The 19,324-nt window shown below is 62.8% G+C and carries 11 protein-coding genes; 8 read left to right on the top strand and 3 right to left on the bottom strand.

Annotated elements, in window-relative coordinates:
• Positions 1 to 28 precede the first annotated feature (28 nt).
• Positions 29 to 631: a CoA pyrophosphatase gene (locus ACEN2T_RS25510; protein ID WP_032890773.1), complete on the bottom strand. Its 603-nt coding sequence runs from the start codon at positions 629 to 631 to the stop codon at positions 29 to 31.
• A 146-nt stretch (positions 632 to 777) separates the two neighbouring features.
• Between ACEN2T_RS25510 and ACEN2T_RS25505 the strand changes: the two genes are divergently transcribed.
• From ACEN2T_RS25505 to ACEN2T_RS25470, 8 genes are all read left to right on the top strand, one after another.
• A complete protein-coding gene (locus ACEN2T_RS25505) occupies positions 778 to 1,326 on the top strand; it encodes an NUDIX hydrolase (RefSeq protein ID WP_032890771.1) in 549 nt (182 codons plus the stop codon).
• A gap of 28 nt (positions 1,327 to 1,354) precedes the next feature.
• Positions 1,355 to 1,858, top strand: coding sequence for a L,D-transpeptidase family protein (locus ACEN2T_RS25500; protein ID WP_095185804.1), 504 nt, complete (start codon positions 1,355 to 1,357; stop codon positions 1,856 to 1,858).
• 261 nt (positions 1,859 to 2,119) lie between these two features.
• Positions 2,120 to 2,869, top strand: coding sequence for a GntR family transcriptional regulator (locus ACEN2T_RS25495; protein WP_442117764.1), 750 nt, complete (start codon positions 2,120 to 2,122; stop codon positions 2,867 to 2,869).
• Positions 2,870 to 2,888: 19 nt separating this feature from the next.
• A complete protein-coding gene (gene nagA, locus ACEN2T_RS25490; protein WP_032890764.1) occupies positions 2,889 to 3,995 on the top strand; it encodes an N-acetylglucosamine-6-phosphate deacetylase in 1,107 nt (368 codons plus the stop codon).
• Positions 3,988 to 4,998: an SIS domain-containing protein gene (locus ACEN2T_RS25485; RefSeq protein WP_442117768.1), complete on the top strand. Its 1,011-nt coding sequence runs from the start codon at positions 3,988 to 3,990 to the stop codon at positions 4,996 to 4,998. Before nagA ends, ACEN2T_RS25485 begins: the two co-directional genes overlap by 8 nt.
• Positions 4,999 to 5,034: 36 nt before the next feature.
• Entirely contained in the window at positions 5,035 to 7,545 is a 2,511-nt protein-coding gene (gene ptsP / locus ACEN2T_RS25480) for a phosphoenolpyruvate--protein phosphotransferase (RefSeq protein ID WP_442117763.1), read from the top strand.
• Positions 7,546 to 7,571: 26 nt separating this feature from the next.
• Positions 7,572 to 9,278: an N-acetylglucosamine-specific PTS transporter subunit IIBC gene (nagE, locus tag ACEN2T_RS25475; protein ID WP_442117762.1), complete on the top strand. Its 1,707-nt coding sequence runs from the start codon at positions 7,572 to 7,574 to the stop codon at positions 9,276 to 9,278.
• 77 nt (positions 9,279 to 9,355) lie between these two features.
• Complete coding sequence (locus tag ACEN2T_RS25470; protein ID WP_442117761.1) at positions 9,356 to 15,034, top strand: membrane-targeted effector domain-containing toxin; 5,679 nt, start codon at positions 9,356 to 9,358, stop codon at positions 15,032 to 15,034.
• Positions 15,035 to 15,100: 66 nt separating this feature from the next.
• On the opposite strand, the gene ACEN2T_RS25465 is transcribed toward ACEN2T_RS25470, so the two are convergent.
• A complete protein-coding gene (locus ACEN2T_RS25465) occupies positions 15,101 to 15,412 on the bottom strand; it encodes an NGG1p interacting factor NIF3 (protein WP_095185810.1) in 312 nt (103 codons plus the stop codon).
• Between the two features lie 4 nt (positions 15,413 to 15,416).
• Complete coding sequence (gene purL / locus ACEN2T_RS25460) at positions 15,417 to 19,313, bottom strand: phosphoribosylformylglycinamidine synthase (RefSeq protein WP_181639812.1); 3,897 nt, start codon at positions 19,311 to 19,313, stop codon at positions 15,417 to 15,419.
• Positions 19,314 to 19,324 lie beyond the last annotated feature (11 nt).

The following is a 19,324-nucleotide window of genomic DNA, read 5'->3' as shown; positions in this document are numbered from 1 at the left end:
CCTCACGGCTTGCCATTCAAACGATGGCTTAGATATTGATGAAGCTCTTGGGCGGCTGGTGCAGGCTGATCTGGGCGTCGTCATAGAGCAGGTTGATCAACTCGACGATCATGATCGCCGTCAGCCCCCAAATCTTGTATTCGCCAAACCGATAGCTGGGCACATACCAACTGCGGCCCTGGTAATCGATTCTGTGGGTATGTTCGCGCGGATCCTGTCGGAAAAAGTCCAGGGGTACGCTGAAAACGGCGGCAATCTCTGCATCATTGGCCAGGTATTCGACGTAATCAGGGACCACGCCGACATAAGGTGTGACGCGAATACCATGCAGGGAGATCAGGGGGCTCAACGGGCCGATCACTTCGACCAAGCCAGGCGGCAGGCCGATTTCCTCTTCGGCCTCACGCAGGGCGGTGAAAATCAGGTCCGGGTCTTCGGGGTCGCGACGACCGCCGGGAAACGCCACTTCGCCACCGTGGGTCGACAGGCCGCTGGCGCGTAGGGTCAGGATCAGCTCGGGTTCATCACTGCGGGTAATCGGCACCAGCACCGCAGCCTCGGGGAAACGCCCGTCGGTTTCCAGCGTGTGGGGGGTGTGGTTGCTTACCCGGCGAAGTAGCTCGTCCAGCATGAGTCATCTCGGTCTGTTGGCTACCATGCATCATGCACCAAAGCGTGCGGGCGCCCAACCCCAAAACCCGGCGGGTGTCGCTAAACGACAACTTGCAGGCCCCTGCCCGCCACGCCAAGATAGGCGCACTTTCCAGGAACCCCAGCATGAAATTCTGCAGCCAGTGCGGTAAACCGGTCACCCAACGCATTCCAGAAGGCGACGGGCGCCTGCGTTTTGTGTGTGATCACTGCTCGACCATTCACTATCAGAACCCCAATATCGTCGCCGGGACCGTGCCGGTGTGGGGCGATAAAGTGCTGCTGTGCCGACGCGCCATCGAGCCGCGCCTCGGCTACTGGACCCTGCCCGCGGGCTTTATGGAAAACGGCGAGACCGTCGAGCAGGCCGCCACGCGCGAAACCCAGGAAGAAGCCTGCGCCCGCGTGCGCAACCTGGCGATTTACACCCTGATCGATGTGCCGCACATCAACCAGGTGCATATCTTCTACCGCGCCGAACTGGTCGACCTGGACTTCGCCGCAGGCCCCGAAAGCCTTGAAGTGCAGTTGTTTGACGAAGCCGACATCCCTTGGTCCGAGCTGGCTTTCCGCACGGTGGGACGTACCTTAGAATGCTTTTTCGCTGACCGCAGACTTGAGTCCTACCCGGTGCGCAGCGAGGCTGTGCCGCCGATGGGCAAGCCCGCCCAATAATAATCCGGCATCAAGGGAAATCGTTTTAATGCGTTGGTTGCTTGCTCTGCTCTGCCTGTCGTTCGCTACCCTTTCGCCGGCTTCTACCGTGGAGACCCTGGGCGGCAAAACCGTCGAAAAAGTCCTGGTGCTCAAGTCCGCCCATCAATTGCAACTGATCAACGACGGCAAGCCGATCAAGACTTACCGCATTTCCCTGGGCAAAAACCCCAAGGGCCACAAGCTGATAGAGGGCGACCGCCGCACCCCGGAAGGCCTGTACTGGATCGACTGGCGCAAGACCAGCGACCGCTTCAACCTGGCCATGCACATCTCCTACCCCAATATCAGCGACGCCGCCCGCGCGCGCCGCGAAGGCGTGAAGCCCGGCAGCATGATCATGATCCACGGCACGCCTGACACCGAAGACTACCCCGAACAGTGGTTCCACACCCTGGACTGGACCGACGGCTGCATCGCCATGCGCAACGTCGATATGCGTGAAGTCTGGACCCTGGTCAAAGACGGCACCCTGATCGAGATTCGGCCGTAATCGTCGACCGTTCGTAAAATAATTCGAAAATTTTTCCCGCCTTCAACAGCGCCCGCCGGTGAATACCAGTTCACCGCGCGGGCTGCGCCGTTCTGCGCGCCATAAAGACCTCTCTAATACCACTTAAGACCGAGCCCCGTTATAGGTCCATAAAAACCGGATTTGCACCGTTTTCGCTGCATTGACATGGTATTTAAGTGGTATTAATTTCCGGCCAATACCGGGCGACAACACTCCAATAACGCATCGGAAACCTGACAGATGAATCCCATCCTGGCCCTGCGCCCTGACGACAAACAATCCACGCCGCTTTACCTGCAATTGGCCCGCAAGCTGGAAGCGGCTATCCATGCCGGCGAGTGGAAATCCGAACAGGCATTGCCGTCTGAACGCGTCCTTAGCGAGCAACTGAGCATCTCGCGAGTCACCGCCCGCAAGGCGCTGGAAGTGTTGTTTGCCCAAGGCCTGATCCGCCGCAGCCAGGGCTCCGGTACCTTTATCACGCCTCGCCTGGAACAGCCGCTCTCACGCCTGTCGGGTTTCAGCGAGATGTTGCGCCTCAAGGGCTTTGTGCCCAGCTCCCAATGGCTGGAGCGTGACATCACCCCGCCGACCCATGAAGAGCTGATCCGCCTGGCCCTGTCGCCCACCGACAAAGTGGCGCGCCTCAAGCGTTTGCGTAAAGCCGACGACACCGTCATGGCCATTGAGATGACCACCATGTCCGCCTCGGTGCTGCCGCAACCGCAAGCCATCGGCAGCTCGCTGTACGAGTACCTGGAAAGTATCGGCAAGCCCATCGTCCGTGCCCTGCAGCATATCCAGGCGGTCAACGCCTCGGACGAGTTCGCCGCCCTGGTGGGCATCGCCCCCGGCACCGCCATGCTGCTGATGACCCGCGTGGGCTACACCGCCGACAACACGCCGATTGAAATCACCGACACCTACTGCCGCAACGACTACTACGACTTTGTCGCAGAGCTGCGTCGATATGACTTTGCCGCCGAGTAGCGGCCTTAGAGAACTGCCCATGTCCGAAGATAATATCCTCACGCCCCACGGCTGGATTCGCGGCCGCCTGGTGCATGAACACGGCAAGGTGACCGCCATTGAAGGCGTGCCTTGCGACCCGACGCAAAACGATTTGCCCTACCTGCTGCCGGGCTTTATCGACCTGCATGTGCACGGCGGCGGTGGCAAGGACATCATGGAAGGCATCGACGCCTTCGAGACCATCACCCGCACCCACGTGCGCTTTGGCACCACCTCGCTGCTGGCCACCACCATGACCGCGCCGGTGGATGAAATCTCCAGCGTGCTCGGTCAACTCGGCGGCTTTTGCGAGCAGCGCCCTGCCGGCAGCGCCCGAGTACTCGGCGTACACCTGGAAGGGCCTTACATCAACCCAGGCAAACTTGGCGCCCAACCCAACTTCGCCCACACCGCGCTGATGGAAGAAGTCGAGGCGTACCTGCGCCTGGCGCCCATCCGAGTGATCACCATCGCCCCGGAAATCGCCGGCCACGACGCCCTGATCCGCGCCCTCAGCGAGCGCGGCGTACGCATGCAGATCGGCCACACCTTGGGCAGCTATGAAGAAGGCGTCGCCGCCCTCGCCGCGGGCGCCACCAGTTTTACCCATCTGTACAACGCGATGAGCCCGTTGCATCACCGCGAGCCGGGGATCGTCGGCGCCGCGCTGGCCCACGCCAAGTACGCCGAGTTGATTCCGGACCTGCTGCATGTGCACCCCGGCGCGATACGCGTGGCGCTACGGTCGATCCCTTGCCTGTATTGCGTTACCGACTCCACCGCCGCGGCCGGCATGCCCGATGGCGAATACAAGCTGGGCAGCCACACCGTGACCAAATGCCTGGGCGGCGTACGCCTGGCCGACGGCACCCTGGCCGGCAGCACGCTGACCATGGACCAGGCGCTGCGCAATCTGGTGAAGATCGGCCTGCCTATCAGCGAAGCCTCACAACGCCTGTCGCAATTTCCTGCGGATTACCTGGGCCTGGAAGAACGCGGCCGCCTGCAACCCGGCAGCTTTGCCGACTGCGTACGCCTGGACCGCTCCCTGCAACTCACCGACGTCATGGTCGAAGGAGAAACCATTGTCTTCAAAAATGCTTGAAGAGGCCTTGGCCTCCTGTGACGCCGTCGCGGCGCAACTGCAACGCCTGAACCCGGCACTGGAAGAAATCGCCGGCCGCCTGCGCCGCCAGCCGCCGCAAGTGGCGATGACCATCGCCCGTGGCAGCTCGGACCACGCCGCCAGCTATTTCGCCTACCTGGCCATGCAACATGTGGGCATTCCGGTGGCGTCGTTGCCGATGTCGGTGGTGACCTTGCTGCAAGCGCCGTTGAAGGTCAGCGGCCAGGTGGCGTTCGGTTTCTCGCAGTCCGGCCAAAGCCCGGACCTGGTCAACAGCCTGCGCCTGCTGCGTAAGCGCGGGGCTTTGAGCATCTCGTTGGTCAACGCCGAAGACTCGCCGCTGGAAGCCGCCTGTGAATTCCACGTGCCGCTGTGCGCCGGGCCGGAACTCAGCGTGGCCGCGACCAAAAGCTTTATCGCCACCCTCAGCGCCAGCGCGCTGTTGGTCGGCCACTGGAATCAGGAAGCCGACCTGCTGCAAGCCTGCAAGGCGTTGCCCGATGGCCTGCGTGAAGCGGCCCGCCAGGATTGGAGCCGCGCCATCGACGCCCTGCGCGACAGTCAGCGCCTGATGGTGATCGGCCGTGGCGCCGGTTTTGCCATTGCCCAGGAAGCTGCACTCAAGCTCAAGGAAACCTCGGCGATCCAGGCCGAAGCCTTCAGCAGCGCCGAGGTGCGCCATGGGCCGATGGCCTTGATCGGCGACAACTATCCACTGTTGGTGTTTGCCCCGCGCGGCGCCGAGCAGGCAGGCCTGTTGAGCCTGGCCGCCGACATGCGCCAGCGCGGTGCCCGCGTGCTGTTGGCCGCGCCGGACGATATCGCCGAACGCGACCTGACCCTGAGCCGCGCCGAACACCCGAGCCTGGACCCGGTGCTGGCGATCCAGAGTTTCTACGTCATGGCCGCCGGTCTGGCGGTCGCCCGCGGCATGGACCCGGACCAACCGCGCCACCTGAGCAAAGTCACCCGCACTCACTGAGTGGTGTGCCGTGTTTTCCTGATGAGTACCGTGCCCATGTCTAACAACAATAATGCAGTGACCCTCAGCGCCCCCCTCAGTGGGCCGGTGCTGACCCTGGGCAACGTCCCCGACGAAGTATTCGCCAGCGGTGCCATGGGCGACGGCCTTGCGATCGACCCGCTTAATAACTGCCTGCATGCGCCCTGCGACGGCGAGATCATTCACGTCGCGCGTACCGGCCACGCGCTGACAATCCGCGCCGACAATGGCGCCGAGCTGCTGATGCATCTGGGTATCGACACCGTCGAGCTGAAGGGCGAAGGTTTTGCGCTGCTGGTCAAACAGGGCGCGCGGGTGAGCCTGGGCCAGGCACTGGTACGGTTTGACCTGGATTGCATTGCGCGCCAGTGCAAAAGCCTTATCAGCCTGATCATCCTAACCAATGGCGAGCACTTCGACGTGCTGCCTCTGGCGTCGCAAACCGTCAACGTCGGCGAGCCACTGATGCAGGTCATCGCGCGGTCGACAGCGCCCGCTCAGACGGCTGTGGATAACTCCATCGAAGAAGCCAGCGCCCGTGTGCACATCACCCATCGAGGCGGCTTGCATGCTCGGCCTGCAGCGCTGATCCGCAAGACGGCCCAGGGATTCAGCAGCCAGGCGCGCTTGCACTACGCTGACAAGTCGGCCGCCTGCGACAGCTTGATCGGTTTGATGGGGCTCGGCATCGGCGAAGGCGACGAAGTGCGCGTCACTTGCCGGGGCAAGGACTGCGAGGCGGCCTTGCAGGCCCTGGTTGCCGCGCTGTCTGCACCGATGAAAGAAGAACATCACGCGCCTGCCTCCGTTACGCCACGCCGAGCCAATACCGAAGCCGGTGTATTGCAAGGTGTCTGCGCGGCGCCCGGCCTGGTCTGCGGGCCGCTGTTTCGCCTGAGCGGTATCGAGCTGCCCGCAGACACGGGCCAGCATTCGGCCGACGAACAACTGCAACGTCTGGACACGGCGCTGGAGCAGGTGCGCGGTGAAATCCGCAACACCCTGGAGCACGCCCGCCAGCGTAAAAACGTCGAGGAAGAAGACATCTTCGCCGCCCACCTGGCCCTGCTGGAAGACCCGACCCTGCTGGAAGCCGCCACGGGTGCCATCGAGCAAGGCAGCGCCGCCACCCATGCCTGGCGCGATGCGATCCAGGCCCAGTGCGCAGTGCTGCTGGCATTGGGCAAGCCATTGTTCGCCGAGCGCGCCAACGACCTGCGCGACCTGCAACAACGCGTGCTGCGCACATTGCTGGGTGAAGGCTGGCACTTCGAGTTACCCGCTGGCGCCATCGTCAGCGCCCATGAACTGACGCCCTCGGATTTGCTGCAACTGAGCGCGCAGCAGGCCGTCGGCCTGTGCATGGCCGAAGGCGGCGCGACCTCCCATGTGGCGATTCTGGCGCGCGGCAAAGGTCTGCCCTGCGTGGTCGCGCTGGGCAGCGAAGTCCTCGACGTACCGCAAGGCCAGCGGGTGGTACTGGACGCCGCCAACGGTCGCCTGGAACTGGCGCCCAGCGAAGCCCGGCACGCTCAAGTGCACCAGATTCGCGACGCGCAAAAACTGCGCCGCCAACAGCAACAGGCCCAGGCTCACCAACCGGCACGCACCAGTGACGGCGTAGGCATTGAAGTGGCCGCCAATGTTGCCTCCAGCGCCGAAGCCCAGACAGCGTTTGAAAACGGCGCCGATGGTGTCGGCCTGCTGCGTACCGAATTCCTCTTTGTCGACCGCCGCACCGCGCCGGATGAACAGGAGCAACGCCAGGCCTATCAAGCCGTGCTGGATGCCATGGGCGACAAGTCGGTAATCATCCGCACCATCGATGTGGGCGGCGACAAACAACTCGACTACCTGCCCCTGCCCGTCGAAGCCAACCCGGTCTTGGGCCTGCGCGGTATTCGCATGGCCCAGGTGCGTCCCGAACTGCTCGACCAGCAACTGCGCGCGCTGCTGCAACTCACACCGTTGGCGCGCTGCCGCATCCTGTTGCCGATGGTCAGCGAAGTCGACGAACTGCTGGAGATCCGCCAGCGCCTGGATGAACTGTGTGCGCAGCTGAAGCTGACCCAGCGCCCTGAACTGGGGGTGATGATCGAAGTTCCCGCCGCCGCGCTGATGGCCGAACAACTGGCCGAACATGCGGACTTCCTGTCCATCGGCACCAATGACCTGTCCCAGTACACCCTGGCCATGGACCGCGACCACGCCGGACTCGCCGCGCGGGTCGACGCGCTGCACCCGGCGCTGCTGCGGCTGATCGCCCAAACCTGCGACGGCGCAGCCAAGCATGGGCGCTGGGTTGGCGTCTGCGGCGCGCTGGCGTCCGACCCGCTGGCCACCCCCGCACTGATCGGCCTGGGGGTCAGCGAGCTGTCGGTGAGCCCGCCGCAAATCGCAGAAATCAAGGACCGCGTCCGCCACCTGGATGCGGCGCAATGCCGGCAACTGAGCCTTAGCCTGCTCGACCTGAGCAGCGCCAAAGCCGTACGCCAAGCCTGTCAACACCACTGGCCGCTGAGCTGACAACAACAAGAAAAAGGAGACCCGCCATGTACCAACTGTTCATCGAAGGCCTGCAACGCCTGGGCCGCGCGCTGATGCTGCCTATCGCCATCCTGCCGATTGCCGGCCTGCTGTTGCGCCTGGGCGATACCGACCTGCTCAACATCGCAGTGATGCACGATGCCGGCCAGGCGATCTTCGCCAACCTGGCGCTGATCTTCGCCATCGGTATCGCCGTGGGCTTTGCCCGCGACAATAACGGCACAGCCGGGCTGGCCGGTGCGATTGGCTACCTGGTGATGATCTCTACCCTCAAGGTGATGGACACCAGCATCAACATGGGCATGCTCGCCGGGATCGCCAGCGGCCTGATGGCCGGTGCGCTGTATAACCGTTTCAAGGACATCAAGCTGCCTGAGTACCTGGCCTTCTTCGGCGGGCGACGGTTCGTGCCGATTGTCACCGGGTTCTCAGCGGTTGGGCTGGGGGTGATCTTTGGCCTGATCTGGCCGCCGATCCAGCACGGCATCAACAGTTTCGGCGTGCTGCTGATGGAAAGCGGCAGCATCGGCGCGTTCGTGTTCGGCGTGTTCAACCGCCTGCTGATCGTCACCGGCTTGCACCACATCCTCAACAACATGGCCTGGTTTGTGTTCGGCAGCTTCACCGACCCGGCCACCGGCGCCGTAGTGACCGGCGACTTGACCCGCTATTTTGCCGGTGACCCCAAAGGTGGCCAATTCATGACCGGCATGTTCCCGGTGATGCTGTTCGGCCTACCCGCCGCGTGCCTGGCGATGTACCGCAACGCCCTGCCGGAACGGCGCAAGGTGATGGGCGGGATCTTCCTATCGATGGCGCTGACCTCGTTTCTCACCGGCGTGACCGAGCCGATTGAATTCGCATTCATGTTTCTCGCGCCGTTCCTGTACCTGATCCATGCGCTGCTCACCGGTCTGTCGATGGCCGTGACCAATATGCTGAATATCCACCTGGGCTTTACCTTCTCCGGCGGGTTTATCGACATGGTGCTGGGCTGGGGCAAGTCCACCAATGGCTGGCTGGTGGTGCCGGTGGGGCTGGCGTACGCAGCGATCTACTACACGGTGTTCAGCTACTGCATTCGCCGCTTCAACCTGAAAACCCCGGGCCGTGAAGACGGCCAAGTGGCACCGGCCGAAGCAATGAGCGACAACCAGCGCGCCACGGCGTACATCCGCGCCTTGGGCGGCGCGGACAATCTGCTGAGCGTCGGCGCCTGCACCACTCGCCTGCGCCTGGACATGGTTGACCGCAACAAGGCCGTGGATGCCGAGCTCAAAGCCCTGGGGGCGATGGCTATCGTGCGGCCGGGCAACGGCGGCAGTTTGCAGGTAGTGGTCGGGCCGCTGGCAGACAGCATTGCCGATGAGATTCGTCTGGCGATGCCGACCTCCGTCAGCACATCACCTGCCAGCGCCACTGCGCCGACTCAAGCCAGCAACGTTGCCTCGACCGTGGCGCAGCAATGGCTGGATGCGCTGGGCGGTCAGGCCAATGTCGTGCAGTTGGAATGCGTGGCCATGACCCGCCTGCGCCTGCACCTGGCCGACGAAAACGCGCTGTCGCAGGCGCAGCTCACGGCACTCGGTTGCCAGGGTGTCAGCCGGATCGACGCCGGTGTGTGGCACCTGCTGGTCGGCGAGCAGGCCCAAGGCTTAAGCGCCGCACTCAAGGCCTTGACCTCTGGCCAGCCAGTCCGCGCCGGCGCCTGACCTACCTATCTACCGCCCTGTTCGGGGCGGTCGTGCCCATGCTGAGGGCTCCAATCCTCAGCATGGAGCCTGTGCCCGTGAGCACTTCCACCCCACCCCTGACCTTTGACGAGATCAAAGGCTCACTCAACTTGATCGGCCATCACCTGCTCGACCTCGATGCACCGCTGCTGCCGACGCAGCCAGCGTCGCCTCCACTCGCGTACCTGGAGCGCCTGAATACCCATCTGGAAAACTACCGCCAGCAGTTCCTGACAAACAGCCGCGTGCTGTACCAGAACCTGGCCAACAGCGATCTGCGCAGTACTGAAGGTCAGGCCCTGCTGACCACGCTCAAGGCCACGCTCAACACGCAATTGCTGGATATGGATAGCCGCGAGCAGATCGACGGCAAAGCGCGCAAATCCTTCATGACCTTTGAAGCCGGCTACATCGCACTGACCCACGAAACCGCACTCGCGGTCGCCGATCGCCTGTTCCATCCTCAAGAGCAGGCGATCCTGGACCGCGTACCACTGGGCGTCACGCAACGCCCCGGCCTGTATGCACTGACCTTTGAATACCAGGGGCAAACCATCGAACTGGCCGGTGCGTTTGTGCTGACCGAACATTCAAGCCCGGTGGTAAGCGAGCTTCAATCGAGCACGCCGGTTGGCCGCGTGGCACTGTTCACTCCCTCGCGCGGGATTGAATTTTTCGCCTCACTGGCCGACCTCGACAGCGATCTGTTCCAACGCCTGGACACCGCCGCCGAGCGCGCTCACTTCATGGGCCTGCTGGCAAGCGACTACCGCGCACTGACGCCGCAAGCCATCTGGCCGCTAGCATTGACCCCGATCAGCGAACGGCCACTGTTCGAGCACCTCGACAACCAACTGATCGCCAAGCGCAGCGCCGACATCGACCGCGCCCTGAGCCTGGTGGACAACCCGCACACTGACGCGCAGACACTGATCAATGCGCTGGAGCAGGCCATCGTCGACGCCGTGCCCGACCTCGGCGCGCGACTGCAATGGCGCGCCCAATTGCTGCTCGACCGATGGTTACGGCACAGCGCGCCAGACTGGTACCGCAGCGCCTCAGACACCCAACGCGCACGACTCGCCGAACACTTGCAGCATTACGACCAGTCCCGGCAGCGCCTGGAACAACTGTTCGGCGCCCTGGCCACGCCGTACACCCTGGCACGCCACCAATGGCTGGAGCGCCTGAGCGATGACCTGGATATCCACGACCTGGAACCACAACGCTTGCTGGTGACCACCCGCCGCGCCGTCACACCGATCGGTGAATACAGCCACAAACGCGACCTGGTCGAATTGGCCTTGCGCGGCCTGCATCCCGACGATGAAAACGCCGGTTCCGACTTCCTCGAAAAGACCAGCCTCAGCTACGACGGCGCGCCACTGCCCGACACCTACGCCGCGCTGACGCCGGCCTGGCTCGCGCAACAAATGGGCACGTTGCAACCGCGTATCGACTTCAGGGACCTGCAAAAGCAGCTGCATGCCAAGACCGAGCTGTGCCAGGCCATCGAAGCCATGCTCGACCACAGAATCAACGCGCTGGCCTGCACCGCAATGCTGCAGGGGCATCTCACTGCTGACGATTTCGAACTGATCCAACGCGTGCGCCAAGACAGCGATCCATTGCTGAGCGCCACGACCCTGGCGCTGCACGAGGCCCAACTGCAAGACCTGTGGGTGCTGCTCAGGCGCGACGCCAGCGGCGCCGTCGACCGCGTGTTGCTATGTACGCCGCAGGCTCCGCGCGAGCAACAGTTCCAGGCGTTCGACAGTGAAATTGCCTGCCAGAACCACATCCTCGGCTGGACTTTGGACAATGGCCTCAAATCGCCGCCAGGTACCCTCACCGATTACCTGATCAGCCGCGTCGCCCTGCGCTTTCGGGCCAAGATGAAACAGGTGCTCAGCGGCCTGAGCTACAAGTTTCACGCCCAGGAACACCGCGAAATCAGCTTCGGACACGCCGGCAGCCATGCCGATTGCCTCAAGGCCATGGCCACCCATGTGTTGGCCACGCGCCTGGATGACGATGAGTTCAGCACGCCTACCTGGTTCCGCGCGGCGCCGCTGACCACGCGGCGAACCCTGATGAAACTGGCGGACGACACCAAAGGCGGTCTGCGCGCCTACAACGATTATTCGTTGTCCGAGGCGCAAGTGCCGGGCTTCAGCGCTTACCTGCATGAGCAGGCGCGCGCCCGTCTGAATGAGCTGCTGGGACGCCCACGCAACGATGTCGACCCCGACACTGTTTGGGCCTACTCACCGGGGTCGGCAAAGGCTGCGCCCATCAACTACACCCAGCTGTATCGCGACGGCTATGCCGACGGCATCGGTTTTCTCGACGAAAAGTTCTCGCGCTCGGCACACTTCAAAGGCCCCGAAGGCATCGATCTGAGCCCATTGACCGCCGAAAAAGTCGCACGCTCGGTCACCGGCGTCTGGATCGGCCAGCGCTACATCGATGAGATCAAGACACGCCTACTGAACGTCGGCAGCCCGGACTACAAGCTGCGCCGCGATACCACACTGGCCATTACTCAAGGGCAATTGCGCAGTGCCGCTCTGGAATCTCACTTGCAGGGGGATATCGCGTCCATCGACCGGGAATGGCTGGAGCGCAGTATTGCGAAGATGGGCGAGACGGCACCGGCCATCCGCCGCGACCATGGGATACACCGCCTGGTCATCGACGGCGACTGGGTGATCGGCTGCTATCTGTTCACCCATGCCGATGACCCAACGCTGCTCTACACCCCCAATGCTCCGGATGGCATCAGCGTGCGCGAAGCCAGGCAGTTCAACTACTTGCTGAAAAAACTGCCCGGCATGCTCGGTTACCTGGTGCAACGCGTCGCGGTGCAGTCCCAGGGACGAGTGCGCACATTCCTGGAGGACGCCCGGCACCAGTTGCCTGAAGGGCTGGATAAAACCAGCATCAGCCCGCCGCGCTATGACCCGATACGCGCGCAAACCCAGATCCAGGACCTGCGGCGCGAGGTGTATGACCTCAAGCTGCAACGCACCATTGATGATGTTCACGCGACTACCGTCAACCGTACCCAGATGATCAGCGGCATCGCCTGGACCTGTGTGGAATGGGTTGCCGCCATCGCTACCGCGCCTTTTCCAGTGCTGAGCCTGAGCATCGGTCTGGCGCTGGCGTTCAAGGACGCCATGCTGGCTCTGCACGCTTACCACCAGGGCGACAACGCCCAGGCCCTGGAACACTTGATGGGTTACCTGCTCAACAGCGCCGGCGGGCTGTTCACCGACCTGCGCCCGGCCCTCGGCACCTTGCAACAGTTCGCCGTGCGCCAGGCCCCAAGGCGCCTCGTACAGAGCCCGACGCTGCAGTTGATCAGCGCCGTGGAACCGGCGCCACTCAAGCCTGCGGGGATGCAATCGGTGCTGTTCAATGGCGAATATCTCTGGGCTCATCAGACTCCGGACCCGATCGGACGCTATTTGCTCTATCGCCTCGACCCGGTCACCGGCAAGCTGGTCTCCACCACCCGCCTCGCGGCACCGGATGCCCAAGGTGTATGGCGCCGTACCGGAGTGACTGGCGGCGCGCCGAAGTATCAAAAAGTCCCGCAGGCCCCCGATGCGCTCAAGCACTACGAGATGCCCCCCCAGTACGCGGACAAGCTGGAGCAGGTGCTCAACCCCGACCTCACGGCGCAACTGCGCCAACAGGGTGACTGGGTGTACCAAAACCCGCACGTCACCGTCGCTGCGGCGTCCCGAGAATTGCAGCCGGTGCGCGATGTGTATCAGCAACAAGTCAGCCACTTGACCCGCGACGCCGAGGACTTTTTCCGCCAGCAGCCGCCCGTCGCGCCCCGTGCCGAGGTACCTACCGTAACGCGGGAGACATCGTTGGCCACGCTCACCGATAACCCCGCATTTAGCCGCGCACCGAACCTGATCATTGGCGCCATCCCCGGCAGCGGTGTCGGCCAGCAGGTGCTTATCGAGAACATCGACGCGCTGCTCAACAAAGGCTTCAAGCGCCTGTACATCGAATACCTGCCCGGTGATGTGTTTCGCCTGAAACTGGACAAGCTCAACAGCGGCAAATCCTGGAAGCACATCGAGCGGCATCTGAAGCTCGTCGACAAGGCAATGGGCTTTGCCGACAACGCCGAATTCTCCTACGTGGCGCTGGTACGCAAGGCTTCGGCCAAAGGCATCAAGATCAAGGCACTGGACGCCTCGACCTGCTACGACCTGGATGATGCCCTTAACCTCGGCGACACCCCACCCACCACAACGCGCAGCACCGCGTTGCGCAACTTCTACTCGCACAAAGTCCTGCAAGGCGACAGCGACGCCCTGCCCGATGAGCGCTGGATTGCCCTATTGGACCCCGCGCGCATGCGCGCGGCCGATCAAGTCCCGGGCTTGGCCGATCTGCACAAGGCAGTTGCTGTGCGCGTGGAAAATGTCGGCGCTGACCATGCCGTGGGTTTGCGCATCGACGCCAGCGACGCTTCCGCCGATTACACCCTGGCCGTGCGCGGGCCTGAACAAACCGTAGAATCCCCTGCCCCGTCGAGTGGTGCGGCAACGGTCACGCATTACAGCGACTACGATATCGCTGCGGACCTGCGCGAAAGCATCCAGACCCAGTCATACCAGTCCCACGGCCTGGACAGTCATTTCCTGCCGGCCCCCGAGCACCGCAAGGCGTTTTCGGTGTTCAAGAAAACGCGGGAGCGTCTGACCCAAGATGCACAGCAGTACTTCAGCCAGCACACCCTGCCGGCTCGCCCGGAACTGTCGCGACTCAACGGGCAGACGCAGCCGGAACCGTTTCTGCGCGCTGTCAGCGAAAGCCGGCTGGCGGGGCTGGTCATCGGCGAGGCCCACAGCGCGCAGACGAGCAAGGCGTTCCTGATCAAACACATGAAGCAACTCAAGGCGCTCAAGTTCGACACGCTGTACGTCGAACATTTGCTCACCGACCTGCACCAGGCCGAGCTGGATGCCTTCCGCCAATCCAAACGCCTTTCGCCCACGCTCAAGGACTACCTCAAACGCCAGGATGCCGGGCACATGCCGCTCTACAGTGGCGCCAACACCTACTTCGAAGTGATCCAGCAAGCCAACAAATATGGGTTGCGTGTACGCGCACTCGACTGCACCGCCAGTTACCACGTCAAGGGCGCAAACACAGAGGCGCGCAACCAGATGTTCAGCTACTTCGCGTCACGGGTGATCGACGCTGACCAGGCGGCGCACGGCCCACACAAATGGGTGGCGTTCATCGGCAGCGCCCACACCAACACCCACCTGCAAGTGCCCGGCCTGGCCGAGCTGCAAGGCGCCGCCAGCCTGCATATCCGCGACGCTGCGCCCAACCTGGCGTCCCCCATCCACCCCGGCCGCTGGGAGACAGGTCTGGAAACCCGCTGGACGGCACTGCGCAGCGACTTCACGCTAAAGGTCGGCGTGGCTGGCATGCGTGAGCCTGCCGCATTCGTACCGCTGGACCGCACCCGACTGAAAGTGTCCGGCCACTTTCTGGTCGAACACCCGTCAATGGCCGAAAGCAACCTGCTGCACAAATCCCGCAGCGGCGAAATCGTCTCGACCCCGATCCAGGTCGATGACCAGGGCCTGTTCTACATCGATCGCTGGGGCATGGCGCAGCAGCGCTTCCTCTACCAGACCACCTTGATCGACGCCGTACGCGCCCAGGTACAACTGACGCCCGCGCCGTAATCCAGGCAACAAAAAACCCGCTGACCAAACTGGCCCAGCGGGTTTCTTGTTTATGCCGTCAACGAATCAAAAATCCGCCAACTGCCATACCTCGTACGCCGGTGTCTCGTAGGGGTGGCTCAGCTTCAACGCAGCCACAACAGCCACGATCAGCGCATCCGCCACCACCAACTCGACCTTCCATTCTTCGACGACTTCGACCTGGCCAACCTGGCCGATAAACGGCTGACTGCCGTCCAACGCGCGGAATTGGCCCTGGCCCAGCACTTGCCAGGCGCAGTTGTCGTAGTCGCCAATGCGCCCGCCGCCGGCTGCAAAGACGGCGGTTTTCACCGTCTCTACATGGCTGTCGGGCACAAAGAAGGCAAGCTTGTACACGACCTTAGTTCACCCAAACGCGAGCGTTACGGAACATGCGCAGCCAGGCGCCATCTTCGTTCCACTCTTCCGGGCGCCACGAGTTCTGCACAGCGCGGAATACACGTTCCGGGTGCGGCATCATGATGGTCACGCGGCCGTCGCGGCTGGTGAGGCCGGTGATCCCGCGCGGCGAGCCGTTCGGGTTGGCAGGGTAGTTTTCGGTGACTTTGCCGTGGTTGTCGACGAAGCGCATGGCCACGCAACCGGACAGGTCGGCTTCGAGCAAGGCTTCTTCGCTCGCGAACTCGGCATGGCCTTCGCCGTGGGCGATGGCGATCGGCATGCGCGAACCGGCCATGCCTTGCAGGAAGATCGAGTTGGACTCCTGCACCTGCACCATGGCGACACGGGCTTCGAACTGCTCGGAACGGTTACGCACAAAGTGCGGCCAGAACTCGCTGCCCGGGATCAGTTCGCTGAGGTTGGACATCATCTGGCAACCGTTGCACACACCCAGGGTGAAGCTGTCGTTGCGCTCGAAGAAGCCTTGGAACGCATCGCGGGCACGGCTGTTGAACAGGGCCGACTTGGCCCAGCCTTCACCGGCACCCAGCACGTCGCCGTAGGAGAAACCGCCGCAAGCGACCAGGCCTTTGAACTCGTTGAGGTCAACGCGACCGGCGAGGATATCGCTCATGTGCACGTCAATCGCATTGAAGCCGGCACGGTCGAACGCCGCCGCCATTTCCACCTGGCCGTTGACGCCCTGCTCACGCAGCACAGCAACTTGTGGGCGAATGCCTTTCTTGATGTACGGCGCGGTGATGTCCTGGTTGACGTCGAAGCTGAGCTTGGTGCTCAGGCCCGGGTTGTCTTCTTCCAGGATCACGTCGAATTCCTGCTCGGCGCAATCGGCGTTGTCACGCAGGCGTTGGATCTGGTAGCTGGTCTCGGACCACTGGCGTTGCAGCAGACGGCGTTGACCGGCAAACACTGTATCGCCGTTGAACGAGATATTGATTTCACCGTTGTTGATCGGCTGGCCAATCACCGCCACGCAGTCGTCCAGGCCAGCGGCGCTGAATTGAGCGAGTACGTCCGGAGTCGCGTCCTGGCGAACCTGGATCACGGCGCCCAACTCTTCGTTGAACAGGATGCCGTTGATCTCGGATGCATCCTCGGCAACGCTGTCGAGCACGATGTTCAGGCCGCAGTGACCGGCAAACGCCATCTCGACAACGCTGGTCAGCAGGCCGCCGTCGGAACGGTCGTGGTAAGCCAGCAGATGGCCGTCGGCGTTCAAGCCCTGGATCACGGCGAAGAAGGCTTTGAGGTCTTCAGCGTCGTCAACGTCCGGCGCCACTTTGCCGAGCTTGCCGTGGGTTTGCGCGAGGATCGAGGCGCCCATGCGGTTCTGGCCACGGCCCAGGTCGATCAGGATCAGATCGGTGGTGCCTTTGTCCATGCGCAGTTGCGGGGTCAGGGTCTGGCGAACATCGGTAACCGGTGCAAAACCGGTCACGATCAACGACAGCGGCGAGGTCACGCTCTTGTCGGTGCCGTCTTCGTTCCAACGGGTGGCCATGGACATCGAGTCCTTGCCCACTGGAATGGTGATGCCCAGTTCCGGGCACAGCTCCATGCCGACCGCTTTTACGGTGTCATACAGACGCGCATCTTCACCCGGGTGACCGGCAGCGGACATCCAGTTGGCCGACAGTTTGATGTCAGATAGTTTGCCGATACGCGACGCGGCGATGTTGGTGAGGGTTTCACCAATGGCCATGCGGCCCGACGCCGGGGCGTCCAGCAGGGCCAGCGGCGTACGCTCGCCCATGGCCATGGCTTCACCGGTGTAGACGTCGAAGCTGGTGGCGGTGACGGCAACGTCGGCCACCGGCACCTGCCATGGGCCGACCATTTGGTCACGGGCTACGAGGCCGGTGATGCTGCGGTCACCAATGGTGATCAGGAAGCTTTTGCTCGCCACGGCCGGGTGATGCAGCACGCGTTCGATGCTGTCGGCCAGTTCGAGTGTGCTTGGGTCGAAATCATCGCCCAGCTCGGCTTCACGCACCGCTGAACGGTGCATGCGCGGGGCTTTGCCCAGCAGCACTTCGAGGGGCATGTCCACCGGGCTGTTGCCGAAGTGGCTGTCAGTGACCGTCAGTTGCGGCTCGGCAGTGGCTTCGCCGACCACGGCAAACGGGCAGCGCTCGCGTTCGCAGATGGCCTGGAAGCGCGCGAAGTCCTCAGGACCGACGGCCAGCACGTAACGCTCTTGGGATTCGTTGCTCCAGATTTCGTGCGGGGCCATGCCCGGCTCGTCGTTTGGAATGTTGCGCAGTTCGAAACGGCCACCACGGTCGCCATCGTTGACCAGTTCCGGGAAGGCGTTGGACAAACCACCAGCACCGACGTCATGGATGAAGCTGATCGGGTTCTTGTCACCCAATTGCCAGCAACGGTCGATGACTTCCTGGCAGCGACGCTCCATTTCCGGGTTTTCACGCTGTACGGAAGCAAAATCCAGATCAGCCGAGCTGGTGCCGGTTGCCATAGAGGAAGCAGCACCGCCGCCCAGGCCAATCAGCATCGCCGGGCCACCCAGCACGATCAGCTTGGAGCCGACCAGAATCTCGCCTTTCTTGACGTGTTCTTCACGGATGTTGCCCATGCCGCCAGCCAACATGATCGGCTTGTGGTAACCGCGCACTTCATCACCATGGGGAGTGGTGATGGACTGTTCGAAGGTACGGAAGTAGCCAGTCAGAGCCGGGCGACCGAACTCGTTGTTGAACGCGGCGCCGCCGAGCGGGCCTTCGATCATGATGTCGAGGGCGGTAACGATGCGCTCAGGCTTGCCGTACGGCACTTCCCACGGCTGTTCAAAGCCAGGGATCTGCAGGTTGGACACGGTGAAACCGGTCAGGCCGGCTTTTGGCTTGGCGCCACGTCCGGTAGCACCTTCGTCACGGATTTCACCGCCGGAACCGGTGGCTGCGCCAGGGAACGGGGCAATCGCGGTCGGGTGGTTGTGGGTTTCGACTTTCATCAGGATGTGCACCGGTTCCTGAACCGCGCCGTACTGGCGGGTCTCTGGATCCGGGAAGAAACGGCCGGCGACGGAGCCGACGATGACCGAGGCGTTGTCCTTATACGCCGACAGAACGCCTTCGCTGTGCATCACGTAGGTGTTCTTGATCATGCCGAACAGGCTTTTTTCCTGGCTCTGGCCGTCGATGTCCCAACTGGCGTTGAAAATCTTGTGACGGCAATGCTCGGAGTTGGCCTGGGCGAACATCATCAGTTCGATGTCGTGCGGGTTGCGCTTCAAGCCGTTGAAGGCGTTGACCAGGTAGTCGATCTCGTCTTCGGCCAGGGCCAGGCCCAGTTCGGTGTTGGCCTTCTCCAGGGCGGCGCGGCCACCGCCAAGCACGTCAATCGCGGTCAGCGGCTTGGGCTCGGCGTGGCTGAACAGACCGGCAGCCTGTTCGAGCTGGCTGACGATGATCTGGGTCATGCGGTCGTGCAGGCTGCTGGCGATCAGCTCGGCCTCGGCATCGCTGAACTGGCCGGCAACGTAGAAGGCGATACCGCGCTCCAGGCGCTGGATTTTTTCCAGGCCGCAGTTGCGGGCGATGTCGCTGGCCTTGCTCGACCAGGGCGAGATGGTGCCGAACCGTGGCAGAACCAGGAACAAGCGGCCGGTCGGCTCTTGAACGGGAACGCTTGGGCCGTACTTCAGAAGGCGTGCGAGCACTTGCTGTTCGTCGGCGGTCAATACGCCGGTAACGTCGGCGAAGTGAGCAAATTCAGCATACAGGCCTGTAACCGCTGGAACCTTCTGGCTCAGTTGCTCAAGGAGTTTGCTGTGGCGAAAGGCAGAAAGGGCAGGAGCGCCGCGCAGGATCAACATCTTCGGGACAG

The organism is Pseudomonas sp. W22_MBD1_FP4 (genome assembly GCF_052113765.1).
Lineage (GTDB): Bacteria > Pseudomonadota > Gammaproteobacteria > Pseudomonadales > Pseudomonadaceae > Aquipseudomonas > Aquipseudomonas sivasensis.
Note: the sequence above shows the minus strand (reverse complement) of the source record. Positions and strands in the feature narration are given on the sequence as shown.

Bases quoted from the DNA above. Each gene is read 5' to 3' on its own strand.
- ACEN2T_RS25510 (WP_032890773.1), bottom strand. From the start codon at position 631: ATGCTGGACGAGCTACTTCGCCGGGTAAGCAACCACACCCCCCACACG.
- ACEN2T_RS25505 (WP_032890771.1), top strand. From the start codon at position 778: ATGAAATTCTGCAGCCAGTGCGGTAAACCGGTCACCCAACGCATTCCA.
- ACEN2T_RS25500 (WP_095185804.1), top strand. From the start codon at position 1,355: ATGCGTTGGTTGCTTGCTCTGCTCTGCCTGTCGTTCGCTACCCTTTCG.
- ACEN2T_RS25495 (WP_442117764.1), top strand. From the start codon at position 2,120: ATGAATCCCATCCTGGCCCTGCGCCCTGACGACAAACAATCCACGCCG.
- nagA (WP_032890764.1), top strand. From the start codon at position 2,889: ATGTCCGAAGATAATATCCTCACGCCCCACGGCTGGATTCGCGGCCGC.
- ACEN2T_RS25485 (WP_442117768.1), top strand. From the start codon at position 3,988: ATGCTTGAAGAGGCCTTGGCCTCCTGTGACGCCGTCGCGGCGCAACTG.
- ptsP (WP_442117763.1), top strand. From the start codon at position 5,035: ATGTCTAACAACAATAATGCAGTGACCCTCAGCGCCCCCCTCAGTGGG.
- nagE (WP_442117762.1), top strand. From the start codon at position 7,572: ATGTACCAACTGTTCATCGAAGGCCTGCAACGCCTGGGCCGCGCGCTG.
- purL (WP_181639812.1), bottom strand. From the start codon at position 19,313: ATGTTGATCCTGCGCGGCGCTCCTGCCCTTTCTGCCTTTCGCCACAGC.